Annotated in this window: 23 protein-coding genes and 1 tRNA gene; 9 read left to right on the top strand and 15 right to left on the bottom strand. The window is 64.6% G+C overall.

Annotated features, from left to right (window positions below; all coding sequences use genetic code 11):
• Nucleotides 1-259: 259 nt before the first annotated feature.
• Together RIA72_RS07470 and RIA72_RS07475 are read right to left on the bottom strand one after the other, a co-directional pair.
• Nucleotides 260-790, bottom strand: a complete 531-nt coding sequence (locus RIA72_RS07470; protein ID WP_350031699.1) for a YceD family protein — start codon at nucleotides 788-790, stop codon at nucleotides 260-262.
• Nucleotides 787-1,317, bottom strand: coding sequence for a ubiquinol-cytochrome C chaperone family protein (locus tag RIA72_RS07475; RefSeq protein ID WP_350031700.1), 531 nt, complete (start codon nucleotides 1,315-1,317; stop codon nucleotides 787-789). The genes RIA72_RS07470 and RIA72_RS07475 overlap by 4 nt, the downstream gene beginning before the upstream one ends.
• A gap of 182 nt (nucleotides 1,318-1,499) precedes the next feature.
• Here RIA72_RS07475 and RIA72_RS07480 point away from each other — a divergent pair, with 182 nt between their 5' ends.
• A complete protein-coding gene (locus RIA72_RS07480; RefSeq protein WP_350031701.1) occupies nucleotides 1,500-1,985 on the top strand; it encodes an outer membrane protein assembly factor BamE in 486 nt (161 codons plus the stop codon).
• 161 nt (nucleotides 1,986-2,146) lie between these two features.
• Here RIA72_RS07480 and RIA72_RS07485 read toward each other — a convergent pair whose 3' ends face one another.
• The 3 genes from RIA72_RS07485 to metX form a co-directional block, all read right to left on the bottom strand.
• A complete protein-coding gene (locus RIA72_RS07485; RefSeq protein WP_350031702.1) occupies nucleotides 2,147-4,411 on the bottom strand; it encodes an NADP-dependent malic enzyme in 2,265 nt (754 codons plus the stop codon).
• Between the two features lie 124 nt (nucleotides 4,412-4,535).
• Complete coding sequence (gene metW, locus RIA72_RS07490) at nucleotides 4,536-5,135, bottom strand: methionine biosynthesis protein MetW (RefSeq protein ID WP_350031703.1); 600 nt, start codon at nucleotides 5,133-5,135, stop codon at nucleotides 4,536-4,538.
• Nucleotides 5,132-6,250, bottom strand: coding sequence for a homoserine O-acetyltransferase MetX (metX, locus tag RIA72_RS07495; RefSeq protein WP_350031704.1), 1,119 nt, complete (start codon nucleotides 6,248-6,250; stop codon nucleotides 5,132-5,134). Before metX ends, metW begins: the two co-directional genes overlap by 4 nt.
• Nucleotides 6,251-6,329: 79 nt before the next feature.
• Here metX and hisC point away from each other — a divergent pair, with 79 nt between their 5' ends.
• Together hisC and RIA72_RS07505 are read left to right on the top strand one after the other, a co-directional pair.
• The gene (gene hisC, locus RIA72_RS07500; RefSeq protein WP_350031705.1) at nucleotides 6,330-7,448 is read left to right on the top strand and encodes a histidinol-phosphate transaminase; all 1,119 of its coding nucleotides are present in this window, start codon (nucleotides 6,330-6,332) and stop codon (nucleotides 7,446-7,448) included.
• Complete coding sequence (locus RIA72_RS07505) at nucleotides 7,445-8,347, top strand: prephenate/arogenate dehydrogenase family protein (RefSeq protein ID WP_350031706.1); 903 nt, start codon at nucleotides 7,445-7,447, stop codon at nucleotides 8,345-8,347. The genes hisC and RIA72_RS07505 overlap by 4 nt, the downstream gene beginning before the upstream one ends.
• 95 nt (nucleotides 8,348-8,442) lie before the next feature.
• Here RIA72_RS07505 and RIA72_RS07510 read toward each other — a convergent pair whose 3' ends face one another.
• The 4 genes from RIA72_RS07510 to ftsE are packed head-to-tail and all read right to left on the bottom strand — an operon-like array spanning nucleotide 8,443 to nucleotide 11,356.
• On the bottom strand, nucleotides 8,443-9,174 hold the full coding sequence (locus RIA72_RS07510; protein ID WP_350031707.1) for a lysophospholipid acyltransferase family protein: 732 nt from the start codon (nucleotides 9,172-9,174) through the stop codon (nucleotides 8,443-8,445).
• Between the two features lie 10 nt (nucleotides 9,175-9,184).
• Nucleotides 9,185-9,715 carry a YdcF family protein gene (locus tag RIA72_RS07515; protein ID WP_350031708.1) on the bottom strand — a complete coding sequence of 177 codons (531 nt, stop codon included), beginning with the start codon at nucleotides 9,713-9,715 and terminating at the stop codon, nucleotides 9,185-9,187.
• On the bottom strand, nucleotides 9,712-10,617 hold the full coding sequence (locus RIA72_RS07520) for a cell division protein FtsX (protein ID WP_350031709.1): 906 nt from the start codon (nucleotides 10,615-10,617) through the stop codon (nucleotides 9,712-9,714). The genes RIA72_RS07515 and RIA72_RS07520 overlap by 4 nt, the downstream gene beginning before the upstream one ends.
• A gap of 10 nt (nucleotides 10,618-10,627) precedes the next feature.
• The gene (ftsE, locus tag RIA72_RS07525) at nucleotides 10,628-11,356 is read right to left on the bottom strand and encodes a cell division ATP-binding protein FtsE (RefSeq protein ID WP_350031710.1); all 729 of its coding nucleotides are present in this window, start codon (nucleotides 11,354-11,356) and stop codon (nucleotides 10,628-10,630) included.
• Nucleotides 11,357-11,513: 157 nt separating this feature from the next.
• Between ftsE and RIA72_RS07530 the strand changes: the two genes are divergently transcribed.
• Nucleotides 11,514-12,290 carry a zinc-ribbon domain-containing protein gene (locus tag RIA72_RS07530; RefSeq protein ID WP_350031711.1) on the top strand — a complete coding sequence of 259 codons (777 nt, stop codon included), beginning with the start codon at nucleotides 11,514-11,516 and terminating at the stop codon, nucleotides 12,288-12,290.
• A gap of 31 nt (nucleotides 12,291-12,321) precedes the next feature.
• On the opposite strand, the gene RIA72_RS07535 is transcribed toward RIA72_RS07530, so the two are convergent.
• Nucleotides 12,322-13,383, bottom strand: coding sequence for a YeiH family protein (locus tag RIA72_RS07535; protein WP_350031712.1), 1,062 nt, complete (start codon nucleotides 13,381-13,383; stop codon nucleotides 12,322-12,324).
• Between the two features lie 398 nt (nucleotides 13,384-13,781).
• Here RIA72_RS07535 and RIA72_RS07540 point away from each other — a divergent pair.
• A tRNA-Arg gene (locus RIA72_RS07540) sits at nucleotides 13,782-13,858 on the top strand.
• A gap of 9 nt (nucleotides 13,859-13,867) precedes the next feature.
• On the opposite strand, the gene RIA72_RS07545 is transcribed toward RIA72_RS07540, so the two are convergent.
• Nucleotides 13,868-14,833 (bottom strand): tetratricopeptide repeat protein, encoded by a 966-nt coding sequence (locus RIA72_RS07545; protein ID WP_137893521.1) that lies wholly within the window; start codon nucleotides 14,831-14,833, stop codon nucleotides 13,868-13,870.
• 269 nt (nucleotides 14,834-15,102) lie between these two features.
• Here RIA72_RS07545 and RIA72_RS07550 point away from each other — a divergent pair, with 269 nt between their 5' ends.
• From RIA72_RS07550 to RIA72_RS07565, 4 genes are all read left to right on the top strand, one after another.
• Nucleotides 15,103-15,903 carry a hypothetical protein gene (locus tag RIA72_RS07550; protein ID WP_053555760.1) on the top strand — a complete coding sequence of 267 codons (801 nt, stop codon included), beginning with the start codon at nucleotides 15,103-15,105 and terminating at the stop codon, nucleotides 15,901-15,903.
• Between the two features lie 568 nt (nucleotides 15,904-16,471).
• A complete protein-coding gene (locus RIA72_RS07555) occupies nucleotides 16,472-16,615 on the top strand; it encodes a benenodin family lasso peptide (protein WP_137893519.1) in 144 nt (47 codons plus the stop codon).
• A 65-nt stretch (nucleotides 16,616-16,680) separates the two neighbouring features.
• Nucleotides 16,681-17,322, top strand: coding sequence for a lasso peptide biosynthesis B2 protein (locus RIA72_RS07560; protein ID WP_053555759.1), 642 nt, complete (start codon nucleotides 16,681-16,683; stop codon nucleotides 17,320-17,322).
• Complete coding sequence (locus RIA72_RS07565) at nucleotides 17,322-19,052, top strand: asparagine synthase-related protein (RefSeq protein ID WP_137893514.1); 1,731 nt, start codon at nucleotides 17,322-17,324, stop codon at nucleotides 19,050-19,052. Before RIA72_RS07560 ends, RIA72_RS07565 begins: the two co-directional genes overlap by 1 nt.
• Here RIA72_RS07565 and RIA72_RS07570 read toward each other — a convergent pair.
• From RIA72_RS07570 to RIA72_RS07585, 4 genes are all read right to left on the bottom strand, one after another.
• On the bottom strand, nucleotides 19,042-21,228 hold the full coding sequence (locus tag RIA72_RS07570; protein ID WP_053555757.1) for a prolyl oligopeptidase family serine peptidase: 2,187 nt from the start codon (nucleotides 21,226-21,228) through the stop codon (nucleotides 19,042-19,044). The genes RIA72_RS07565 and RIA72_RS07570 overlap by 11 nt on opposite strands.
• Before the next feature lie 10 nt (nucleotides 21,229-21,238).
• The gene (locus RIA72_RS07575) at nucleotides 21,239-23,764 is read right to left on the bottom strand and encodes a TonB-dependent receptor (RefSeq protein ID WP_053556402.1); all 2,526 of its coding nucleotides are present in this window, start codon (nucleotides 23,762-23,764) and stop codon (nucleotides 21,239-21,241) included.
• 101 nt (nucleotides 23,765-23,865) lie between these two features.
• The gene (locus RIA72_RS07580; RefSeq protein WP_053555756.1) at nucleotides 23,866-24,867 is read right to left on the bottom strand and encodes a FecR family protein; all 1,002 of its coding nucleotides are present in this window, start codon (nucleotides 24,865-24,867) and stop codon (nucleotides 23,866-23,868) included.
• Nucleotides 24,864-25,658: an RNA polymerase sigma factor gene (locus tag RIA72_RS07585; RefSeq protein WP_083455513.1), complete on the bottom strand. Its 795-nt coding sequence runs from the start codon at nucleotides 25,656-25,658 to the stop codon at nucleotides 24,864-24,866. The genes RIA72_RS07580 and RIA72_RS07585 overlap by 4 nt, the downstream gene beginning before the upstream one ends.
• Nucleotide 25,659 lies beyond the last annotated feature (1 nt).

The raw sequence follows: 25,659 nt of genomic DNA on the forward strand, positions 1-25,659 counted from the left end.
CCACGCTCGAGGTTTGAAGCGATTTTGTTCAGTGCGAGGCGGAAAGGCGAAGGGATATGTCGATATTTCAAGACTTTCCAACGAAGCAATGGACAAAATCGATCAAATCCCCCCTCTCGCTTACCTGGGGGGACGCCGAAAGGGCTTCGATATCGAACCTTCGCGGCCTTGCGGGAAGCAATGCCACCCGCTGCACCCGCAACGGCCCGATATCTTCGCCATTTCGACGCCTCGAGCGTGGAATTAATGGGTCCTGACCCTAGCCGTCCGGCTTTCCACGCAGCTTCGCGAGCGCTGCAAACGGTCCCGCCGCCTCTTCGCTCAGCACGCCCTTTTCGGCGAGTATCCTGTCCGCATCGCGGTGGCGCGGGAAGGGGTCGAGCGCGAGCGACAGCGTCTGTACCGCCGCTTCGCCGAGGTCGGCGCGATCGCCGTCGAGCGGCAGCAGGTCAAGCTCGTCGCGGCCGAGCTCGACTTCCTCGTCCTCGCCGACAGAGGCTTCGACATCGCGCAGGAAACGCAGATCAAAAGGCTCGGCGATGCGCGCGGCGACGGGCAGGGCGGTCGCCGCGCAGGCCTGCACCACGTCGGCCCCGACCTCGCCGGTCGCGGCAAACCCGTCGGCGACGCTACGCAGGCTCGCGGTCAGCACCAGACGATCGAGCGCGAGCAGGCCCAGCCGGGCCGCCACCCGCGCACGCGCAGCCGCGTCGGCCTCGACCGCAATGTCACGGCCCTGCGCCGCATCGGCGAGCGTGACGATGTACGAAAATTCGCTTTCGCTGCTCAAGGCACGGCTCCGGGCAGCCGGTCGGCCGCGATCAGGTCGGCGACCGGCATCGCCGCCAGCGCCCCGCGCAGCGCCGCGACGCTCGCCATCACATGCGCCAGTTCAACGTCGCCCGGCGCCTTGCCGCGCCACAGGTTGCGTATCAGCGCCGCGCGCAGCGCGTCCGAACCGTCGGGCGCGCGATAGGCGCCGAGCCGTCCGCCCAGTGCGCCCATCATCCGTCCGACCTGCTTGCCGACCACCATGTCGCCGAAACCGATCTGGCGCATTTGCCCATCCATATCGCTCACGAACAATTCGGTGAGCTGGACGCCAGCGGCCGTGTGGGCCGGTTCTTCGTCGATGCGATGCAGAACCAGCGCCATCACCAGGCCGATCATGTCGAAGCGACCGTCGAGCGTGTCGGGCACGCCCCCTTCGGTATACCAGTGCGGTGCGCGCGCCGTGGCGATGACCGCCTCCCAAAGCGGTCGGCGCGCCTCGCGCGGGTCGGGGCCGGTTCGGAACAATTTGCGGAACGAGATCATCGTGGCTGTTTAGGCGCATTCGCTCCGCCGGAAAAGGGGAGCAAAGCCGATCGCCCCAATCGCTCCAGTCAGCTTGCGGCAAGCTTTGCCGCGGCATATGCCGCTTGTATGCGCCGACCGCTTGCGGTTAAGAGGCGCGAGTGCCGGCGCCCGATGCCCAGCGGCGCAATGGAGATATGTTGATGCCGACCCGATATTCGAAGCTTCCCGCCCGCCCGGCGCGCCTGATCGTCGCTGGACTGGCGCTTGCGCTGACCGTCGGGGGCTGCACTCAGCTCAAGGGACGGCAGGGCTATGTCGTCGATCCGGCGCTGACCGAAGCGATCACCCCCGGCGTCGACAATCGCGAATCGGTCGAACGTACGCTCGGTCGTCCCACCTTCGTCGGCCAGTTCGGGACGGGCGAATATTATTATGTTTCGCGCGAAACGCGTCAGCTTGCCTTTGCCAAGCCGCGCCCGATCGCGCAGCAGGTGATGCGCGTCCGTTTCGACGCCGCGGGCAATGTCGCCGCAGTCGACCGCACCGGGCTTGAACTGGTGAGCAAGATCAGCCCCGAAGGCGACAAGACGCCGACGCTCGGCCGCGAACGCAGCTTCTTCGAGGATATTTTCGGCAACATCGGCGCGGTGGGCGCGCCGGGTGCCGGGGCGCCGAGCGGGCGGTAAAGTATAGAATCCTCCCTGTCGCGCAGCGATGGGGAGGGGGACCACCCAAGGCGGTGGGGGAGGGGCCGCGTCGTCGGGGTCCTTGGCCCTTCCATCAGTCGCTGACGAGACTGCCACCTCCCCATCGCTGCGCGACAGGGAGGGTCAAGCCGCCCGAACTCCTACTGTGCGATCCCGCCCGCGGCGAGCACCGCCAGCGTGACCAGATCCGATGCGGTCGACGCCATCGTCGCGACCTGCACCGGATGTTCCATGCCCACCAGCATCGGGCCGATCACCGCGCCGCCGCCCAGCTCGCGCAGGAGCTTCGCCGACAGGTTCGCCGATTGCAGCCCCGGCATGACCAGCACGTTCGCGGGTCCCGACAGGCGGCAGAAGGGATAATTCTTCATCACCTTGGCATTCAGTGCGACGTCGGGTGCCATTTCGCCTTCATATTCGAAGGCCGGCTGGCGCCGGTCGAGGATCGCCACCGCCTCGCGGATATTATCGAGCCAGCTTCCCTCGGGGTTGCCGAAGGTCGAATAGGATAGAAAGGCGACGCGCGGCTCGTGCCCCATGCGCCGCGCGACCTGCGCCGTGCGTTCGGCGATGTCGGCGAGCATCTCGGCCGACGGCCGCTCGTTGACCGTCGTGTCGGCCATGAAGATCGTGTGATGCTGATCGACGAGCACGTGGATGCCGAACGGTGTCTTGCCCTCGGCATGGTCGATCACGCGGCGGATTTCGCGCATCGTCTGCGAATAGGTCCGCGTCGTGCCGGTGATCATCGCATCGCCCAGCCCCATTTTGAGCAGCAGCGAACCGAAGATGTTGCGGTCGCGGTTGACCATCCGCTCGACGTCGCGGCGGAGGTATCCCCGCCGCTGGAGCCGTTCGTACAGCATGTCGACCATCGCGGGCACGTGCGGCGAATTGACGCTGTTATGGACCTCGAAACTCTCCGCATCGGCGACGCCCATCGCACGCAGCTTCTCGTGCAGCCCCTCGCGTCCGACGAGTACCGGGATGCCATATCCGCCATCGCGGAACTGGATCGCGGCACGCAGCACGGTTTCTTCCTCGCCCTCGGCAAAGACGACGCGCTTCGGATTGTTGCGCGCGGCCTCATAGGCGAGCGTCAGCACCGACGTCGTCGGATTGAGCCGCGCGCGCAGTCGCGTGCGATATTCATCAAGGTCGGCGATCGGCCGCTGCGCGACGCCGGTGTCCATCGCTGCCTTGGCGACCGCCGCGGGCACGATTTCCATCAGTCGCGGGTCGAAGGGGGAGGGGATGATATATTCGGGGCCAAAGCTCGACGCCCGCCCGCCATAGGCCGCGGCGACCTCTTCGGGCACCTGCTGCCGCGCAAGGTCGGCAATCGCATAGGCCGCGGCGATCTTCATCTCCTCGTTGATCGCGGTCGCATGGACGTCGAGCGCGCCGCGGAAGATGAAGGGGAAGCAGAGCACATTGTTGACCTGGTTCGGATAGTCCGAACGCCCTGTCGCAATGATCGCGTCGGGCCGCGCCGCGCGCGCATCGGGGGGCGAGATTTCGGGATCGGGGTTCGCCATCGCAAAGATGATCGGCGCCGCCGCCATGTCCTTCACCATCGCGGGCTTCAGCGCGCCTGCGGCCGAAAGCCCCAGGAACACGTCCGCGCCGACGAGCGCTTCGGTCAGGTCGCGCGCCTCGGTCGGGACGGCATGGGCCGATTTCCACTGGTCCATGCCGTCGGTGCGGCCCTGATAGATGGTGCCCTTGCGGTCGCACATGATCACATTTTCATGTTTGACGCCCATCGCCTTGATCAGTTCGGTGCAGGCGATCGCCGCTGCGCCGGCGCCGTTGACGACAACCTTCACCGACGAAAGGTCGCGCCCCGTCAGGTAACAGGCGTTGATCAGCCCCGCCGCGGTGATGATCGCCGTGCCATGCTGGTCGTCATGGAACACCGGGATGTTCATGCGTTCCTTCAGCGCGGCTTCGATGATGAAGCAGTTGGGGGCGGCAATATCTTCAAGGTTGATGCCGCCAAAGCTCGGCGCGAGCAGTTCGACCGCCTCGATAAAGCGCTGCGGATCTTCGGTATCGACTTCGAGGTCGATCGAATCGACGTCGGCGAAGCGCTTGAACAGCACCGCCTTGCCTTCCATCACCGGCTTCGACGCCAGTGCGCCAAGGTTGCCAAGACCCAGAATTGCGGTGCCGTTCGAAATGACGGCGACGAGGTTGCCCTTGACGGTATAATCATAGGCGGCGGCGGGATTGTCGGCGATCGCTTTCACCGGCACCGCGACGCCGGGCGAATAGGCCAGGCTCAAATCGCGCTGCGTCGCCATCGGCTTCGATGCGACGATCTCGATTTTTCCGGGCCGCCCATATTCGTGATAAAGCAGCGCTTCGCGATCCGAAAACTGCACCTTGCTGCCGCTGTCCATTTGTCGTCCTCTCGATAAAGTCACAAGATGCGCGCCCGAGCCTTTCCCCTAGCGCCGCCTCGCGAAAATGTAACCGGCAATGTGGGGTGTGGTAGCGATGCGATGCGTCCGCGAATCTTGCGCATCAACCCCGCGCGATCAGAAAAATCGCATGTTCGGCGCGCCAGCTGGCCGCGGCATCGCTTGTCGGCTTGTCGCCCGACAAATACCATGCCGCTTCGACCTTGATCCCCTTTTCGCGAACAAGGTCACGAAAATCCCTGACCGTTACATGATGGATGTTCGGCGTTTCGTACCAGGCGACGGGGAGCAGCCGCGTCACCGGCATGCGCCCCCCCCACAGCAGCGCCAGCCGCACGCGCCAGTGCGCGAAATTGGGAAAGCTTACGAAGGCGCGGGGCGCGATGCGCAGGAGTTGGTCAATAATCCGGTCGGGGCGATGCGAGGTTTGCAGGGTCTGCGACAGGATGGCGATGTCGAAACTGTCGTCGGGATAGTCGGCGATGTCGTGTTCGGCATCGCCCTGAACGACCGCAAGTCCCCGCCCGATGGCGGCCGCGACATTGGCGGGATCGATCTCCAGGCCGCGGACATCGGTTTGCTTGGCGTCGCGCAACGCCGCCATCAATGTGCCGTCGCCGCAGCCGATGTCGAGTACGCGCGCGCCGCCCGGGACCTGTGCCGCGATCAGCGCGAGATCGGGGCGAAGCGCCGGCGCGCTCATCGGCCGGCCTCCAGGAAGCCGGCGATCAATCGCCACATTTCGGGCGAATCGAGCAGAAAGGCATCGTGACCGAACGGGCTCGACAGTTCGACGAAACTCGCCTGTGCGCCCGCGCCATGCAGCGCCTGGACGATGCGGCGCGATTCGGCGGTGGGGTAAAGCCAGTCCGAATCGAAGCTGACGAGGCCGAAGCGCACCGGCGAGTGGCGAAACGCATCGGCCAGCCTCCCCCCATGCGGGTCGGCAAGGTCGAAATAGTCCATCGCGCGCGTGATATAGAGATAGGAGTTGGCGTCGAAGCGATCGACAAAGCTGATCCCCTGGTGCCGCAAATAGGATTCGATCCGAAAGTCGGCCTCGAACCCGAAAGTCTTCGCTTCGCGGTCCTGCAGCTGGCGCCCGAACTTCTCGGTTAACCCGGCTTCGGACAAATAGGTGATATGCGCCGCCATCCGCGCCACCGACAGACCCTTCACGGGCACCCGTCCGCTCCCGTAATAGGAGCCGCCCTGCCAGTCGGGATCCGCCATGATCGCCTGCCGCCCGACCTCGTGAAAAGCGATGTTCTGCGCCGAATGCCGCGCCGCCGATGCGATGACGAGTGCCCGGTCGACTCGGTCGGGATAATGGGCGGCCCAGGCGAGCGCCTGCATCCCCCCCATCGACCCGCCGACGACGGCGTGGAGCCGCCCGATCCCCAGCTGGTCGAGCAGCATGGCCTGCGCGCGGACCATGTCTCCGATCGTCACGACCGGAAAGGTCATGGCGAAAGGGCTTCCGGTCGCCGGATCGATGCTGGCGGGGCCGCTCGACCCGAGGCAGCTGCCGATCACATTGGCGCAGATGACATGATAGCGGTCGGTGTCGATGACGCCGCCGGGCCGTACGACCTTGCTCCACCAGCCGGGCTTTCCCGTCACCGGATGGGTCGAGGCGACATATTGATCCATCGTGAGCGCGTGGCAGATGAGGATGGCGTTGTCGCGAGCGGCATTCAGTGTGCCATACGCCTCGAAGGCGATCGTCGGCTTTGCCAGCTGGGCCCCGCTGTCGAGCACGAGGGGGCGATCGAGCGCGATCTGATTGTGCCGGTCGGTTTGCAAGCGGGACGCCATGATGCGCGCCGGGCTAAGCGGGCAGGGGCGCACTGTCAACGTGCTGGACTTGAGGCGCGCAGCCGTTAAACGGCGCGGCATGACCGATACGACACCCATGCTCCGCCCGAAGCCGTGGATCAGCGGCATCGCTCCCTATGTGCCCGGCAAATCGGCCGGGGCCGACGGCCGCCCGCTCATCAAACTGAGCGCGAATGAAAATCCGCTCGGCACGGGCGAAAAGGCGCGCGCCGCTTTTCATGCGGCGCAGGGCGCGGCCGACGCCTTGTCGCGTTATCCCGACCCGGGCGCGGCCGAGCTGCGCGAAACGATCGCGGCCAAATATGGCCTCGATCCCGCGCGCGTGATCTGCGGCAACGGATCGGACGAGCTTCTGCACCTTGCTGCGGGCAGCTATGCCGGCGCGGGCGACGAGATTCTCTATGTCCGCTATGGCTTCGCGGTTTATGAAATCGCGGCGCGCCGCGTCGGGGCGGTGCCGGTCGAGGCCGACGACACGGATTATGCCACCGACGTCGATACGCTGCTTGCCGCCGTGACCGACAAGACACGCGTTGTCTATCTCGCCAATCCGAACAATCCGACCGGCACGTTGGCGACGCGCGAGGAAGTCGCCCGGATTCATGCCGGACTGCCGCGCGACGTGCTGTTCGTGATCGACCAGGCCTATGCCGAATATCTGACGGCGGACGAGGACGACGGCGGGCTGGAGCTGGCGAAAAGCCAGCCCAATGTATTCGTCACGCGCACCTTTTCGAAGATCCACGGCCTTGCCGCCGAACGCATCGGCTGGGGCTATGCCAGCGCCGAGGTGATTGCGGCATTGCACCGCATCCGCCTGCCCTTCAACGTCACGCGCGCGGGGCAGGCGGCGGCGGTCGCGGCGCTGGGCGACGATGATTTCGTGACCCGCAGCCGCGTTCATAATGCCGGGTGGCGCGCCTGGTTGGCGACGGAGCTGGAGAGCCTGGGCAACCATGGCGTGCGTGTCGTGCCGTCGGCGACCAATTTCCTGCTCGTCCTGTTCGAAGGCGCCGTGAGCGCGGAGACGGTCTATAACCGGCTGATGGAGGCGGGTTATATCGTCCGCTGGTTGCCGGGCCAGGGGCTGCCCCATGCGCTGCGCATGACGATCGGCACCGAGGAAGAGACGCGCGGTCTGGCGGCAGCGATCCGCGCCGCGCTTGCCGGCGGATGACGATCGGGCGCGTCGCCATCGTCGGACTGGGCCTGATCGGCTCGTCGATCGCGCGGGCGGTCAAGGCGCGGATGCCCGATGTCGCGGTGTCGGGCTATGACGCGAGCGCGGCGGTGCGCCGCGAAGCCGGCGCATTGGGGCTTTGCGACATGATTGCCGACGGTGTCGATGCGGCAGTGGCCGATGCCGACCTCGTCATTCTGGCGGTACCCGTGGGGCGGATGGCCGACGCCGCGGCAGCGATCGCGCCGGCGCTGAAAAGCGGCGCGATCGTGTCCGACGTCGGCTCGTCGAAGGCGGGGGTGGCCGCGGCGCTGGTCAAGGCATTGCCGGGCCATGCCGTCATTCCCGCGCACCCGGTCGCCGGGACCGAGAACAGCGGGCCTGCGGCGGGCTTCGCGAGCCTGTTCGACGGGCGCTGGTGCATCGTCACTCCGCCCCCGAACGCGCCGCGGGACGCCGTGGCAGCGGTGATGTCATTCTGGCAGGCGCTCGGCGCGCGGGTCGAAACGATGGACGCGGCGCATCACGACATGGTGCTCGCGGTGACGAGCCATCTGCCGCATCTCATCGCCTATACCATCGTCGGCACCGCGAGCGAGCTTGAAGAAGTGACCGAGAGCGAGGTCATCAAATATTCCGCCGGGGGTTTCCGCGATTTCACGCGCATCGCCGCGAGCGACCCGGTGATGTGGCGCGACGTCTTTCTCGCCAACAAGGACGCGGTGCTCGCGACGCTCCAGCGGTTCAACGAAGATCTGACCGTGCTGCAGCAGGCGATCCGCCGCGGCGACGGCGCGCGGCTGGAGGATTGGTTCACGCGTACGCGCGCGATCCGGCGGTCGATCATCGAACAGGGGCAGGATGATGCAGCGCCCGATTTCGGGCGGAAGCATTAGCCGAAACTTAGTTCCGTTCGTGTCGAGCGAAGTCGAGACACCGCCAAGGCGCGCACCCACGACCGGCATCTCGACTTCGCTCGATGCGAACGGAGTTAGGTTTGAGGCTCCGCTGCCAGCAACGCCCCGGGTGGATTGAGCGCATTGATCGCGGCGCGCACGCGCGCTTCGGCCTCTTCGCGCGGCAGGCCGGGGGGGATGGTCTCGCCCACCTTGTAGGTGATCGTGCCTGGCCATTTGACCCAGCGCCGCGGCGGATAGGCGATGCCGCTGTTCACCGCGACGGGGATCACAGGCACGCCGAGCAGGCGGTACATGCCCGCGAAACCGGGACGCAGCGCGGGCGCCTGGCCATGCGGAACGCGCGTGCCTTCGGCGAACAGGACAAGCGGGCGGCCCTTGGCGAGCGCCGCCTTCGCCGCGCCGAGCATCGCGCGCATCGCCTTGCCGCCGCCGTCGCGGTCGACGGGGATCAGGCCGTAAAAATGCGCCGCCTGCCCCCAGACCGGGATCGAAAACAGCTCTTCCTTCGCGAAAACGGCGGGATGCTTGAACAGCATCGGCTGTTCGATCGTTTCGAACGCGCTTTCGTGCTTGAAGACATAAAGCACCGGCGTGTCGGGCAGTTCGCCCTCCACGACGATCCGATGGCCGAGTATGAACCGGCAGATCAGCCGGTGAAACTGTGCCCAGATACGCACGAACCCGATCGTCGCGCGGTGCGAGACCGGGAGCGAGATCACCGCGCCGATCGAGCTGATGCTGCTCATCAGGACGAACAGCAGCCAGAAGAGGATTGAACGGAAAAGGGCGATGGTATAGCGCACGACAGGGCGTTTACAGGCCGAGCAGGCCGCCCGCCAGCCCCGCGAGATATTTATGATATTCGCGAAACAGCGTCGCGAGGTTCGGCTGGCTGCGCACCGCGTCGGGCACGATCGTCACGTCGCCGCCCACGGCGCGCGCGATTTCATATTCGGCGCGGCGCATGTGCCAGTCGGTCGTGACCAGGCGAATGCTCTTATATTTGCGGCGCTGGACCCATGCCGCAACCTCGGTCGCGTTCGAGCGCGTATCCTCCGCCTCGAACCCCAGCGCGATGCAGCAGTCGAAGAGCGCGATCGGGCGGTCATATTCGGCGGCGAGTTCGCGGGGCTTGACCTCGCGCGCGACGCCGCTGATCAAAAGGCGCTTGGCGTCGCCTGCTTCGAGCCGTTCGAGCGCGCGGTCGATGCGGCCGGGGCCGCCGGTGACGACGACGATCGCATCGGTCTTTTGCGGCGGCGCGGGCAGCGGCAAGAGCAGCGCGAACCAGGCGAAGCCGAGCACCCAGGCGAGGAACAGCAGCGAGATCAGGCGCTTGATCATAAAATCTTCTTGAGCGCGGCGAGCAGCGTCTGGCGCGCCGTCAGGGCAGCGAGCGCGATAGCCAATAGCGGCAGCGCCAGCAAGAGCGCCCAGCCCGCGGTTCCGAGCGAAGCCGTCGCGGCGAGCCCCGCGGTCACGCCCGCCCATTGCCAGCCGACCAGCAACAGGATCGCCGCGGCGACGAGGCTGCCAAGCGCGATGCCATAGGCGGTGTCGATCGCGATCCGTCGCTGAAACAGCCGCGCGATCTGGCGGTCGGTGGCGCCGATCAGGTGCAGCATTTCGATCGTCGCATAATGGGTGCCGAGCGCGGCGCGCGCGGTCATGATCACCACCGCCGCGCTCGCCAGCGCCATCAGCACGACGAGCGCGGCGGCGATCCACGCGAGCGAGCGGATCAGCCGCGCGACTGGCCCGAGCCATTCGGCATGCGGGATGATCCGTGCGCCGGGTGCTTCGCGCGCGACGAGCGCCTCGAGCGCCTGCATCGCCCCTGCGCGGTCGCCGCCGACGAAATCGACGTCGACGAGTGCGGGGAGGGGGAGCGAACGCAGCATAGGGTCGTCGCCCTCGGCGCTGCCGAACCATTGGCCGAGCATCGCCTGCAATTCCTCGCGCTCGACCGCGCGCGCCGAACGAACGAAAGGCGCGGCGCTCGCCCCGCGGCGGAGCGCCGCGGCCTGTTCGGCGCGCGTCACCGGGTTGGCCGTGACGATCTGCACCGTCACACGGCCCGCAATCGCGTCGCCGATCGCATTTGCCGATCGTGCGAGCCCGACCCCGGCGGCCGCCGAAAGCAGGGTCAGCATCATCAGGATCGCGATGATCCATGGCGTCGGCCCCGACAGGCGGCGGTCGGGGAGCAGGCGGCGGTGCTGGACGGGAACGCGCGGGATGATCATCGGCCGTCCATCATGCGCGGTTGGGCGGATAGCGCAGCGCGCCGGTGGGATCGAACAGACGCCCTTTTTCCAGCCGCATCATCTGCGCATTTTCGATACGGCTGATGAGGTGAATGTCGTGCGTCGCGACGACGACGGTGGTGCCAAGGCGGTTGAGCGCCTCGAACAGTCCCAGGAGGCGCATCGCCATATCGGGATCGACGTTGCCCGTCGGTTCGTCGGCGACGAGCAATTGCGGGCGCGCAATCACCGCGCGCGCGATCGCGACGCGCTGCTGCTCGCCGCCCGACAGCGTCGGCGGAAAGGCGTCGGCGCGCTCGCCGAGCCCGATCCAGCTCAACATTTCACCCACCGGGCCCGCCAGATCCTCCTCGCTGACCCCCGCGATACGCAGCGGCAGCGCGATATTGTCGCGCGCGCTCAAATGCGGGATCAGGCGGAAATCCTGGAACACCACGCCGATGCGGCGCCGAAAACCCGGCAGGCGGTGGCGCGGCATCGCGACCAGATCTTCGCCGAACAAGCGCACGATGCCGCGGCTCGGTCGCTGCGCCAGATAGAGCATCTTGAGCAGCGAGGTTTTCCCCGCACCCGATGCGCCGGTCAGGAAATAGAAGCTGCCCGGTTGCAGGTTGAAGCTGATGTCCGACAGGATTTCGGCATCGGGGCCATAGCGCAGCCCGACGCCGCTGAACTCGACCATCGCGCCGCCGGGGCGGATCGGCGCTGCGTCGGTCATGGCGTCATGCGCCGCCGCGCACAGGGGCGCATGGGGTCTAGGAACAGGGGCGCTGGTCCGCTCATCCCGCTGCCTCTCGCATGGCTCTTGCCCAAGGACAAGACGCGAGTGGCACGCGGCGCTTGCAACGCTGCGAATCAGCGTGTTTAGAGGGGGCATGATCCTCGCCTGCCCGTCCTGTCATACGCGCTATGTCGTTCCCGATACCGCGATCGGACCCGCCGGCCGCACCGTGCGCTGCGCCAATTGCCGCCACAGCTGGTTCCAGGAACCCGCGGCCGCGCCGCCGCCTGCCGACGCCATCGTGCCGCCCGATGTGACGCGCGATAGTGTTCCGCTGCCGCCGCCGTCGCCTTCCCCGGCTCCGACCCCGGCGGCGACCTATTCGGACTTTGCCGAGCCCGATCCGGTCCCACCGGCACCGCCCGCCTTTGCCGCCGACCCGCCGCGGCGTCCCTCGCCCGCCCCGGCCGACGATGCGCCGCTCCCGTTCCGGCGCCCGCGCCGTAATCCGGTGAAGCGCTGGACCATCATCACCGCGAGCGCCGCGGCGTTGATGCTCGCCGCGACGGGGGCGCTCGCCTGGTACGGGCTGCCCAGCTGGGCCGAGGGACTGGGGCTGCCCGGCGGGACTGCCGAGCCCGATCTGGTGATCGAACTGCCGCCCAATCAGGACCATCGCGAACTCGCCGACGGCACCATCTATTTTGCCGCATCGGGGGTGATCATCAACCCGACCGATCGCGAACAGCGCGTGCCGCCGATCCTGGCCGAACTGCGCGACGCACAGGGTACGATCGTCTATAGCTGGACGATCAAGCCACCGGTACGGATGCTACCGCCCAACGAAAAGGTCAATTTCAGCGAGGCAAAGCTCGACATTCCGCGCCGCGCGACGCAGCTGACGGTCAGCTGGGCGCTGCCAAAGAGCTGAATTTTCATGCGTCTGGTGTGATGTCACGCCGTCATAACAGCAGCGCGGCGCCGAGTGACAGGGCGAAACTTGTCAGCGTCGCGATGTTGATCGGCGCAAAGCTTTGCCAGCCCTGATCGAGCAGCAGGTGCAGCCGCGCCTTCATCGCGGTCGCAACGATCGCGAGCAGCAACAGCGCCTGCGCCGCATTGGCCGCGCCGCTCTGCACGAGGCGGGGGATGGCGACCAGCGAGTTGACCGCGACGATGGCCAGGAAGCCGAGAATGAACCAGGGCAGGCGCAGCGGGATGCGCGTGCCGCTGCCCGCCTCCCCGCTGCGGCCGAGCCATAGCGCGACGAGCATCAGCATTGGCGCGAGCAGCGCGACGCGTGTGAGCTTGACGATCGCCGCGACCTCGCCAGCCTCGGCCGAGAAGGAAAAGCCGCCGCCGATCGCCTGCGCAACATCGTGAACCGATGCGCCGATCAGGAACCCGGCCTGCGCGTCGGAGAGTTTCAGCTGGGCGGCAAGCACCGGATAGAGCGTCATCGCGAGCGCGCTGGCGACGGTGATGCCCACCAGCGTCAGTGTGAAGCGCGCCTGGTCGACACGCCGGTCGCCGATCAGCGACCAGAGCGCGAGCGCCGCCGAAGCGCCGCAGATCGCGGTTGCGCCGCCCGCGAGCAGCGCGGCGTGGCGGTCCTGTGCGAACAGCCGTGCGCTAAAGACGGTGACGAGGATGACGGCGAGCATGATGAGGACGAGCAGCAGAAAGGGCAGCGGCCCCATTTCGGCAAGCTGGGCGGCGGTGATCCGCGCGCCGACGAGCACGATGCCGATGCGCAGCGCGGTCTGCGACATGAGGTCGAGGCCCGCGTGCGTGCGTGCGTCCTGCGAAAGAAAGGAAAGGGCGAGCCCGATGAGCAAGCCCATGAGCACGATCGGTACCGCATAATGATCGGCGAGCCACGCCGCGGCGAGTGCGGCGATCGCGGTGACGAGAATGCCGGGCAGGTAATCGCGCCAGCGCCGCGCTGCCGGCGGGTTCGCCTCGAGCTGCATCTCGCCGTACAGGTCGGCGGCCATCGGCCAATGTTGTCCGGACGCTTTCACCGCCGCTCCCTCGCCTTCTCAGCAAGGCCCGCTTTGCATATTCGTGCGGCGCGGTCGATAGGCCATTGCTGGCTTGGCCCAGCCTTGCTAGAGGCCGCGCTCTATCCGCACCCGTAGCTCAGCTGGATAGAGCGCTGCCCTCCGAAGGCAGAGGTCAAGCCTCAAAATCGCGCCTCAAAATCTCCATAAATTATTGATTTCCTTCAAGATTGTTGCGTCGTTGCAGCGAACCAGTCTGGTGAAATCGCTTCACGTAAGCATGACGTAAGCATACTGCGTAGTATCATAGAGTACGAAGGGTAACGGCAGAGTGACGCAGTCGCGAACCGAGCAGTCGAACCATCCCGCATCGAATCCGTTGACCAATGACCGTTCGACCGGCTAGGCACCGCCGCGAAGCACCCGTAGCTCAGCTGGATAGAGTGTCGCCCTCCGAAGGCGAAGGTCACAGGTTCGAATCCTGTCGGGTGCGCCATTTTCGATATTATGGCAGAGATTTTCGAAGCTTTTCGAGCTTTCGAGCAACGCCGATTCGGGCATCGATGCTCAACGCCTTCTCATAAGCGTCCACCGCCTCCTGGATCGCGCCTTCCTTTTCGTGCAGTTCGCCGAGGAGCCGCAAAGCATGCGCTTGCAGCGTGCGCTCAGAACCTTGCGCCGCGACATGCAAGCCGGCCAAAAGTGCCTCTCGCATCCCGCGATCCATTGGCTCTTCTGACGCGAGGACCATGCGAATGACATAAAGATCGCCAGCGCCGATGCGCTCGGTCTGCCAGCCCTTGCGGTCGAGCATAGCCCCGTCGAAGTCATAGCCGACACGGCCGCCGTTGTTTCGTAGCAAATAGACGTGGCGGCCGGTGGTATCGAACTCATAACCGTCCGCCCAACCCGTCTCGACCTCCCAGCGGGCGATTTCGTCGCCTAGTTCGAGATCGAAAAGAATGTAGCGGCAACTGTCGTCGCTCCCGGGGGCATTGGCGGTCTGGCAAATAGCGATGCGTCCATCGTCCGACAGGCCATTGCTTATCAGATTGGCGTTCAGTTCCTTTTCGACCAGCTTTGCGCCGTCGGCCCCGAAGGCTACGAACCGACCCTTGAGGCCATCGCCGAACAAGCGGTCGTGGATGATGAAGCTGCCATTGTTCGCGGTCTTTCCATCCGCGGGACGCTCGAGCCGTCCCGTTGCGACAATTTCATCGCCGTGAAGCAGGGACCAGGAACCATGGCCTTCGTGGCGGTATCCGCCGACCGTACCTTCACGATTTCGATCCGCCCAAACCAGGTGAAAATCTCCATTGGGGGACGCGGCATGATGACCGAAAAACCCGATCGACTCGATCCGAACGAGGTCGTGCCCGAACTTTTGCATGCGAAGACCTGTTGTCTTTGGGCGCGTGGGCAGCTCGCTTTGGGTTTCCGTTCTAAACAGCCGCCGCAGAAATCTCTTCATCCCATACTCTCCGTCTCTCGGCGCGTTGCGACTTCCGAGACGTGCAGGGGAGGCCCGCTCGACGCAAGAGGGCTCAAGCTCGCTGCCCGCCTTCTTGCCGATTGACTTGTCGTCAGCGCTACGCCAGATTTCTCGTAGGCCTTCAACAGGGGCCTGCCGCCTGCATTTGCGAAGCCACAATGGCACTGTTTTGATCACTGACCCATCGCATTTCGTGGCTTTGGGGGCGGTAGCAGGCGACGCCGGTCCGAAGCCCACGGAGACCTGCGATGATGTTTCAATATTCCACCCTCGCCGGGCTGAAATCGCTCGCCAAGCAAATCCAAGCGGAGCAATCGGTCCCTCGGCACGATGCGCTCGACCTCGCGGCATGTGCCGGCGGGTTCCAAGGCTATGTCGATGCGAAGCGGAAACTTCCTAGCCGATCCATGCTCCACAATGTCACGGTTCGTCAGAACTGGTGGGGCTATGAAACAAGAGAAATGGGCACGGCGCAAATCGATCTCAAATTGCGTGTGCCACTGACCGAGCTGGTGCGGCGTCACCATCTGACGGGCTATCTGGGCGCCTGCAAGGTCGAAGACTCGGTCTTTCTCGAACGGACGGGCCAGCAGCGCCACGCCAATGAAACCCAATGGTATATCGGCCGGATTGCCCGTGCGCTGCAGTTCATGGCCGCGACCGGTCTCAAACCCTCAAGCGCCCGCAGATGCTATCCGACGCAAGAGTATGACAGTCGTCCGCCCGTCGCGGATCATGATCATTGCTGGTTCGATCCCGACGCGCGAGTCCATATATTGTCAACGGAACCCTATCCCGGGCGGTCCGAACGAGGTGAACCCGGACAGATCGAATGGGAACGGCGGCATGGTTGGAGCACCATGTACGTCGACTGGGGCAGCATTTATGGAAACGGCACGGAGTTCATCCTTTGCTGCCCCGCAGCCTACGCCGCAGTGCTTTCGGCCAAGGTGAAGATTCTCGAATGCTCGCCGCCGGCCGTCGAGGATGAAGCGGTCGTGATCGAGACATTTGATCCCGCCGCGCGCAAGGTCGTCATCTTCGATTAGGCTTACCGGAAAGGAGCGGGGCTGTAGGCGCGCTCTTTCCCGCCGGCTTGGCGGCCGGCTCCTGAGGGCGCGGCACCTGATGTATCGGGCCCCGCCGCACTCTGAACCGGTGGCATTTCGAAATTGCGGGCGTTGAAAGCCGACATGCCCCGGCTTTCCGCCCGCACTCAATCGGACGAAATGGCCGCCTTGTTGCAGGGTGCGTTTCATTGGCCTGGCGCTCGCTGGACGCTCGCGGTTCGTCAGCCACGGTTCGGTGTCGATGTTGCGCGCGGAAAAATGCATCCAGATTTGGGGCCAGTTTCCGTTGCGACAATTCCGGTTTCGGTCAGAACATCTTTGCGCCTTCACAATACGGGCGTGTGACCGGGTTCCGTCACGCATGTCCAGGCGAAAGCTAAAGGTGACGGTATGCGCTCCCGACGCGCGTTTCCTTTGCGCGGTCACTCCTTTTCGAACTGGGAACCAGGTCGATTATAAACAGATAATAAAATGGAAGCTGACTTCATCGAGCCATAACTTCCCTCTTGCGACTCATTCGGTCGCGATTTTGGGAAGGAAGAAAGTGATGAAGAATCTGCAGAACAGCGACGAGCTGATCGAACTCGGCGCGATCAGCGTCGAAACCCGCGGCATCGAACCCGTGGGTCCGCGGGACGAGGACACGAACCAGCACTATCTGTTCGTCGGCGGCATCACGACCGACGACTGACAGCAAGCGGCGTGCCGCTTCCAGGCGGCACGCCGTATGCGCGTCAATCGACCTGGGCATCTCAAATGGCTCTCGCGCTTCGTTCCGGCCTCCATTGTTGTCGATTCGACGCGGAGTATGTCTTCTTCGACCTCGCCGCGGATCGCTATTTCCTGCTCTCGGGCGTCGCCGCTAACCGTTTCGGCAACTTTGTGTCGGGAAGGGCGAGCGCAGCTGATCGTGAGCACCTGCTCGCCAGCGATATTCTTGCCGAGGTTTCCGGGAGGGCGATGCGAGAAGGCCGCGATCTTCCAACCGTAACGACGAGCCTGATCGATGCACCGATCGCCGACGCGCCGCTCGGTACGACAGTTGCCAGCCTCTGGGCGCAAAGGCGCGTTCGCCGGGATTTGCGCCTCCGCAGCCTTGCGGACATCGTCGGCACATTTTGCGACGAGCGATTCAGCACATCTTCGGGGAATGATAAGGTCTGCGGAGAGATCGCGGCGGCCTTTCTGCGAGCTCGCCGCTACGCACCGGCAATCGACCAGTGCCTCACCCGCGGCATCGCCATGAAGCGAATGCTGATGCGGCGCGGCTGTGCGGTTTCACTCGTGTTTGGTGTGACCATGCCGTTCGCAGCGCATTGCTGGGTGCAGGCTGGCGAAACAGTGCTTACCGACCCGCTCGATATCGTTCTTCATTATCAGCCGATATTCGCCGTCTAATGGCCGGCGGCTTCCAAATTGAAATAGCGCTGCAGCCTGAACGCGAGCTTTTGGCTCGAAGCAGGGCGACGCGACCCCCAACCTTTGCATTTGCTGGCGTCCGCCTTTGGTCTGACGAGCCAATAATCCAGATCGATCCGCAAACCATCATCATCGGTCATCTATTTTCGCGAGGTCCGCCAAGCAGGCGGATTGTCAGCCTTAGTCCCGGCGACGGCCGGCGGCTAGCGGCCGACAAGGCGCGGCTGCTGCTTACTGCCTACTGGGGCGGTTATGTGATGGTTCGCATCGATGAGGCGGGCACTGTGAACGTCCTGCGAGATCCGTCCGGCGCGCTTCCATGCTATTTCCTGCGTGAGACGGATCGTGTCATTCTTGCGGGTGACATCGCCGACCTCGCGTCGCCCGCGTCCGGCCAGGTTGATTTCGAAGAGATCGCACGCGTCATTGCCAGCGGCGATGCGCGGGGGCGAAGAACCTGCCTCAAGGGCATCGACGAACTCATCGCCGGGGAATGCCTCGTCATTGATCGGAGCCATGTATCGATCAAACCTTGGTGGTCGCCATGGGATCATATTGATCCGCCGCCCGAGATGAATTTTCCCGAAGCGGCGGTTCGGCTTCGCGAGACTATAACGGACTGCGTAGGAACCTGGGCAAGCTGCTTTTCGTCAATCCTGCTCGGATCATCGGGTGGCCTAGACTCGTCGATCGTCGCTGCGACCGCCGCGCCGACGGCGGGCCGCCTTACTTGCCTGACACTATTCGGACCTGATTTCGACGGCGACGAACGTCGCTACGCCGCCGCGCTCGCTGACTTCTTGGGGCTCGATCTTCGCGAAGCGTCGCGCGAGATCGAGGACGTCGATATCACCCGCACCGCCAGACCGCATCATCCTTGGCCGGTCGTCCCGCTGGGCGCGCAAACGAACGACGCGATTCATCGTCGGTTGCAACAGGAGCTTTCGATTGACGCGCATTTTTCCGGAAATGGCGGCGACGGCATCCTGTGCAGCATCCGCAGCGCGGTGCCTTTTCTCGATCGGTTTCTAGCGGAGGGGCCGAGTTCGGCGCTGTCTGATACGCTTCGCGATATCTGCGTCCTGACTGGCGCCGACAAGATTACGGTCCTGCGCCATGCGTGGCGCCGGTATCGCCGCGATGGAGGCCGGCACGGGGTGCAATATAGTGCCTCCGGCCTCTGCGCAGATGTCGTCGCGCGGATCGAGACAAACGGTGCCATGCATCCCTGGCTCGCGGCGCCGGACGACGTCTTGCCGGGAAAAACGGTTCACACTGCTTATCTGATGCGCACGCAGCAAGGCGTGGAACTCTATCCCCGCGCCGTTTCGCCCCCGCATATCGCGCCGCTGCTATCGCAGCCCATCGTCGAGCTTTGCCTTTCCATTCCGACCTGGATGTGGATATCGGGTGGCCTCAACCGCGCGGTCGCCCGGAAAGCCTTCGAGGGATGGCTTCCCGAAATCATAACGCGACGGACCCAGAAGGGCGGTCCCGGGGGCTTCGACCTTGCAATTTATCGTCGGCACCGAAGCGCACTCCACGAGCATCTGCGTGGCGGTCTCCTCGCTGACGCTGGGGTTCTCGATATGACGCTACTCGACGCACCCGAGGACCCCAGCTGGCGCGGCATCGAACGCATTCAGCATATTCTGGCACTAGGTGCTGCCGAGAGTTGGGCGCGTTGGTGGAGCACTTCTAAGATTTAGGTGGCGGGCGGCAGGTGCGAAGGGCCTCCTTCGCCATTCGGTCCCATTCGGCCAGTCGCTCCGGAAAAGGGACGTCGCTGTCGCGGGTGCCGAGCAGCCAATAGTCGAACCAGACCATATTCTCGCGCATCGCCAGAAGTCGGTTCGACGGTATATGAAACAGATGCGTCTCGTCCGAGGCCGCGCTCGCTCCGGGATAGTAGCTGATCTGCGTCGGCACACGCTCGCGGCGCAACGCTTCGAATAGTTGGGCCTGCGATGGGGATGCCGAGGCCACTTGTTGCAACACGGGCGTGCAGATCTTGGCGGCATTCAATGATGGCGCAAAGCGGCGATATTGAACGATATGGTCACTGAGCGGCGGGCCGCCATACACAGGGTTATAGCTGTCCCCCGACGACGCGTAACCCGCTGGCTCCAGGAAGCCGCCGTCGCCGCTCGACGCCGCCCGAAACATCGTCGACTGAGTGACGGCGACATTGACCATCTGCGATCCGCGGCTGTAGCCCGCGATGCCGACCCGGTCCGGATCGACAAGCCCTTCGACGGCCAACTCGGTCACCGCATCCTCGAAACTGTGAACGCCGTTGATCCAGATGAGGCGCTGCAATGTTTCGGGTTCAGGCGGCCCACTCCCGCGGATCCAGGCTTTATAGGCCGCCAGCAACGCTTCGGCCTGCTGCGGCTTGGGGTCGTTGATGAGCAGGACGACATAGCCGCGCTCCGCGAACAGCTGAACCGGATAATTCCACTGATTTCCGTGGTTGAAGAAGCGGTCATCGGCGTCGCTGCCATGCGTCACGATGATCGCCGGGTAGCGCTGCCCCTCGCGATACGCGCGCGGGAGGATGACATAGCCCGTCGCCTTGTAGCCATGCCGGTTGACCCAAGTGCGTGGCTGCACGGACAGCGGCGCGATCTCGTCATGCCGTGGCGATATCGACGCGACGGGTGCGATCTTTCCATTGGCGAGATTGACCCGGACGAGCGCAGGCGGTCGCGTCATGCTTTCCTGGACGCAAAGCGCCAGCGTCAAATCATCGTCGAACCCGCATCGCGTCAGGCTCCCTTGACCCGTAATCTCCCGAACACCTTGCTTGTCGAGCATCGCAAGGCCGTATCGCGGATTGCCGAAGCTTCGCGTCCCGAGGACGACATGTTGCTCATCCCGGCTGATCTTGATGCCGGCGGACCGGAGATCGCCGATCGTGAAGCCAACCCGGCCGTAGCTATGGCGTTTTCCGCCGGGGCGCGTTTCGGTCAGTTCGGGCTGGTCTCCGATTCCCGATGTGACAAGTTCGCCGCCACGCGGGCCTTTGAGAAGCCAGAGGGTTTGCAGATCCCGTTCGTTCGCGAGGATGCGCATCTTTCCGGTACGACGATCCCATGCGCGGACTTCGAATTCGCCCCCGCCGGTGCCACCAGGCTTCTCGACCCGAAACTGAATCTCGTCGCCGCGCCAGAGGATATTGGCGCCAGCGTACATTGCCATGCGGTCGCTTGAGGGCCGCGTCATGACCTTGACGCTTTGCCCATCCGGGCCGCGCAAATAGAATTCGACTTCGGCCTCGGTCGTCGATCGCCGCCGATTGCTCATCGCGCTGACTTCTTCATCGAACCGGACGCGCGGCGATGTCGGTCTGGCCTTGAGGAATGAATACCAGAGCCATTGCCCATCAGGCGACCAGGCATAGGCCAATACGCCCACATGATGTGGAACGGCCCCACCGCCCACGGGCAGCGACAGGTCCGCGCGGCCGACTGCTACGGTCGCCGGATTGACGATCAGGGGTGCGATCGATCCCGCGTTGTCGATCCGGTACAGTTGCAGCCCTCCGCCGATGTCGAGAAGACCGCTCCAATCGTTCGTTCCCGGAATGCGTTGGAATAATTTCGCGATGTTTGCGTGTCGCAGGTCACGCTGCGCTCCGCTGGCAATATCGACAAGCCGGATCACGGCCTGCGGTCTTCCAGCCTTCTCATCTGCAATTTCCGCAGCATAAATCGCGAGGCGCCCGTCGCGCGAAAGCGCGATCTCGTTCACTTCCGGAACTAGGAGAATATCCTCGAGTGTCCATGGACGCCCGATGCTCTCCCCTGCCGCTACAGCAGGGGAGAGCGCTGCGGCGGCAAGGGTCGTCGCAACGGACAAACCGGTTTTGAAGGCATACATCATGCCGCCCTCCTCACCAGTCACGGCTGATCGTGAGCCCGAAAAAGCGGCCGATCGCCGAATAGTTGGTGGAATCAAAGGGCGTGTCGCTGGGCGATGCTACCGCCGTCCTGTCAGGCTTCGCGTTGAAGATATTGAGCGCGTTTACGGATAGCTCGGCGAGGCCGCTGATCTTGATGCGGCCCGCGAGATCGACGGTGGCCACAGGCGAAACCTTTGCCGGCACCGCGCGCCGGCGGTCTGTTACCCCGCCGGTAAAATTCACGAAGGACGCGATCGTGAAGCGTTCGTCGCCGAAGGTCGCGCCTCCGCGTGCGCGAAAGTGCGGCGAATTGAAGATCGTGCCCGCGAGGTCGGTGACCGGAAGGCCGGGCAGCAATTGCTGCCGGCTGTCGAGCCAGGTCGCATTGACCGTGACGGTCAGCGTCCGCCCGCCGCCCACAGGCGCGCGGTAGCGAAGCGAGAGGTCGGCCCCCTCATAGCGTTGCGATGCGATATTGCGGTCGCGACCATCGATGAGCGCGATGACGTTGGCGGGATTATAGGGCCCGCCGGTTGCGTTCCCGAGCGGGTCCGATGCACGGACGATCGCCGCGTCGAGCTGGGCTGCGGAAGGATTGAAGGTCACCAGGCTCGTGAAGAGGGGATTGGTCAATATCCCCAGCGGTGAACCGAAGGGCGGGGCGACACGGTCGCGATAATCGATCCGGAACAGGCTCGTCACGATCTGCAGCCGCGGCGAAGGCTGGAAGGTCGCGCTCAGCGTCATATTCTCCGAGCGCTCGGGGCCGACGTCGGGGTTCGGCCCGCCGATATAGAGATAGGTCGCGCCGGGCGGAAAAAGCGTGCCATATCCCGTCACTGGCAACAGCACGGGCGTATAGCCGCTATATTGCTGATTGAGCGTCGGCATCTTGAAGGAGCGCCCCCATGAAACGCCGAGGCTGAGCTCAGGCGCTGGTGCATAAACAAAACCGAGCTTTGGCGTGACGATGCTGCCTGAGTCGGAGTAATCCTCCCAGCGGAGTGCGGCGGTAATCGACGCGCGATGCGCGAAAGCGAGGTCCTGCGCAGGGCCGGCGAGCGGCACGAAAAGTTCGCCGTAAGCGAAGCGGTTTTCGCGCGTCGGTGCGAAGTTGCGCCCTGCAACCAGTGCCACGATGCGGTTGCTTCGCCAGCCGCCGCCTGCCGCGAGCCGCACGTCACCCCCGGGAAGGGTGAACAGCGGACCCTCGATGCCCGCTTCGACACTGACGCTCCGATTGTCGAAAATCCGGATCGATCGAGCTTCGACGTCGTTGGTGAAGTTCTGGGTGACGCCATAGGTCTTGTCGGTGCCGTAAAAGCCGGTGAGCCTAGCAGTCCACGCACCGCCGATTTCGGCTTCCAGCGTCGGCGCCATGCCGAAGGTCTCGAATTCATTGTCGACAACGAGACCCCGAGTCGTAATCGGCCGGTCGGCGAGCAGCCCGCGCACCGATTGCATGTCGCCGCGTTTGTAGATGACATCAGCTTTCAGCCGAAGGCTGGGCGTCAATTCCTGGTGCCCGCTCAATAGCAGGCTGTGCCGCTTCAGACTGGGATAAAGGGTCGAGGCGGGGTTGCTGGTCGCGGTGTAGCTGCGGTCGCGCGCGAGAATCGCGCTGTTGTCGAAATAGTCGTAGGTCGCCATGAATCCGCCGCCTGACCATTTGGCACCGCCGAGCAGATTATATTGCTGCTGGAAATTGCCGCCGTCGGTGGAGCCGCCGAGCCGAGCGCTCGTGGTGACGCCCTCATAGTCCTTGCGGAGGAGGATGTTGACGACCCCCGCGACGGCATCGGCGCCATAGATGGCCGAAGCACCGTCGGCGACGATCTCGATCCGTTCGACCGCCGCAGCAGGTATCGCGCTGATATCGATCACGCTTTGCGTGCCGCTGTAGGCAAACCGGTTGCCGTTGAGCAGCGTCAGCGTTGCGCTGGGTCCGATGCCTCTCAGGTTGAAGGTCGACGCCCCGTTAACGTTGACATTCTGGTTCTGGGTGCCTTGGCCCGAACCGATGCCGGGGTTCTGCCCGCCGCCGAAATTCTGCGGGAGACTGCGCGCGACCTCGCCGAGATCGGCTTGACCGCCGTTGCGGATATCTTCGCTCGTCACGCGGATCACCGGGGCTGCGGACGGGGCGCCGGAGACCCGGCTGCCGGTCACGACGATGTCTTCTTGCGCCGGACTGCTCGCGGACTGCGCTCTCCCCAAAATGATGACCGAACCGCGCTCGAAGCGCGGGGTCAGCCCGGTCCCGCGCAGCAGGGTCTCGATGGCTTCGCGCGGGGTGATGTCGCCCTTGAGCGGCCCGGTCCTACGGCCCGCGAGATCGGCACTCGACGCGTAAAGTTCGATCCCGGCTTGCTCGGCCACTTTTCGCAAAGCATCGCCGAGATCCTGCGTCGGCAGGTCGAAGCTCTGGCGATCCTGCATCTGAGCCGCGGCGGCGATGGGATGCAGACAGGCTATACCGACCATCAGCGACAGGCAAAAACGAGACTTTCCGGACATCATCATACTCCCCCTGGGTTGTGACCGGATGCTTGGGCACACGGCCTGTGGGGGAGCGATGACGCCAGTTGGTCGACCGCCTTAGTGGAGCAGTGAATTAATTATCGTTGGCGGAGGTGGGTGCCGTCGGCACGCTTGGTGATCTCCAGATCGAACAATTGGGCGAGCCGCTCGGCCACTGTCTCGGGCTGGCTGATCCTGAACCGGCCCGACGCCTCGAGGCCCGCGGTTCTTGCGTCGTCGATGACGATCGGCTTCGCGGCGTAGCGATTGGTTTCGGCAATGAGCTGATCGAGCCGGACCGAGCGATAGTTCGCCCAGCCCGACGGCCATTCGCGGCTGTCTTGCTGTCTCGGCGATGCGGCCGGTGGCTGCTCCTTGCCGCCAGGATCATAGGTCACGAACCGTCCCGATGGCAGGGTCTGGGCGCGTTCAGGGGCGCCGCCAAAGCGAATATCGGCCTCGCCGCGCAGCATCGTCACGCTGAGCGCGCCATTTTCCTCGAAACCGATATCGAATGCCGCATCCTCGGCCGTGACGATGCCGTCGCCGGCCTCGACGCGAAGCGGCCGTTCATTCTTGGTCACCGAAAGCCGGACGCGCCCTTTGGCAAGCCGGAGACGACGGGCTGCTTGCGCAAATGAGACTTCGAGCCGGCTATCGGTGTCGAGGACTGCGGTGGAACCATCGGCAAAGCGGAAGCTGCGGATCTCCCCGCGGCGGGTTACCAGCGGCTCGGCCGCGCGCGCCGTTAGCGCACCGTCTCCGAGCGGACCGGAAAGCGGAGCCCCGCCGGCGCCGAAAGCCAGTAATACCACCGCGGCGGCGGCGATCACGGCTCCCGCCGACAGCCAGCGTCGCCCGGCCCGACGTCGGCCGCTGCGCTGTTCGGTTTGCGCAGTGCCGTGACGCGGCGAGGATTTCAGGATCGCCGAGGCGGCGAGCTTCTTCGTGATCCGTTCATAGGCCGCCTTGTGGTCTGGCGAGGCCGAAAGCCAGGCGTCGAACTCGCCGCGGTGCGCATCGGGGTTCTCGCCGCGCATCTTCACGAGCCAGGCGTGCGCGACCGTGTCGACCGGATAGTCGTCAGACGCCTCACTCATCGGCCGCCGTCCACCACCTTTGCGATAAAGCCGAGCGCCCTCATCATATGATATTCCACCGTCGCGATGCTGATGCCGAGGCATTCATGTATCTCACGATAGCTGAGTTCGTCGACCCGGTGCATCAGAAACACCCGGCGTGTCTTTGGCGGCATGGCGTCGACCGCCTCTTCATACAGCCGGAGAAGGTCGTCGGCTTCCATATTCCATTCCTGCTGCGGCGGGCTGGCGGCGTCGCTTTCCTCCTGAAAGGAAAAGAAGAGCGCGGGATTGCGCCGCTGCCTCCGGGCGCGGTCGATCAGCAGATTCTGCGCTATGCGGCGAAGGAAGCCGCCGGGATTGGCGAGGCTGTGGCGCTGCTCGCTGCCCGCCGCGCGCGCGAAAACTTCCTGCACGAGATCCGGCGCTTCTTCAGGCCCCGCCTTTCGGCGAAGAAAATGAAAGAGCCAATGTCCATGCGCCCGAAAGGCGTCATCAAGGTCGCAAGCTTCCGCCGGTGCCATGATGGGCCGGTCGTCGGGATGCGCGTGACAGGCCGACGACACCGAAAAGGGGTGGCGCTGCTGCGACAATTTCTTGGAGGAAAAGGAAGACAAGGGGCACAGCCGACCGGCACGAGACAGCAGTCCGGCGCTTGCCGGGCTGTCGATCTCCCAACGCTGTGCCGTCGTTGGGCCGCGCGAGGGCGACCTGGTCCGGATCGGCCGCCTGTCCGGCAAGGACGGGCGTTCATAATGGCTGGCGATATTATCGCGCGGGCGTTGCCAGATCGATCCCGCACCCCGAATCATG

Source organism: Sphingopyxis sp. (assembly GCF_040216815.1).
Taxonomy (GTDB): Bacteria; Pseudomonadota; Alphaproteobacteria; order Sphingomonadales; family Sphingomonadaceae; genus Sphingopyxis.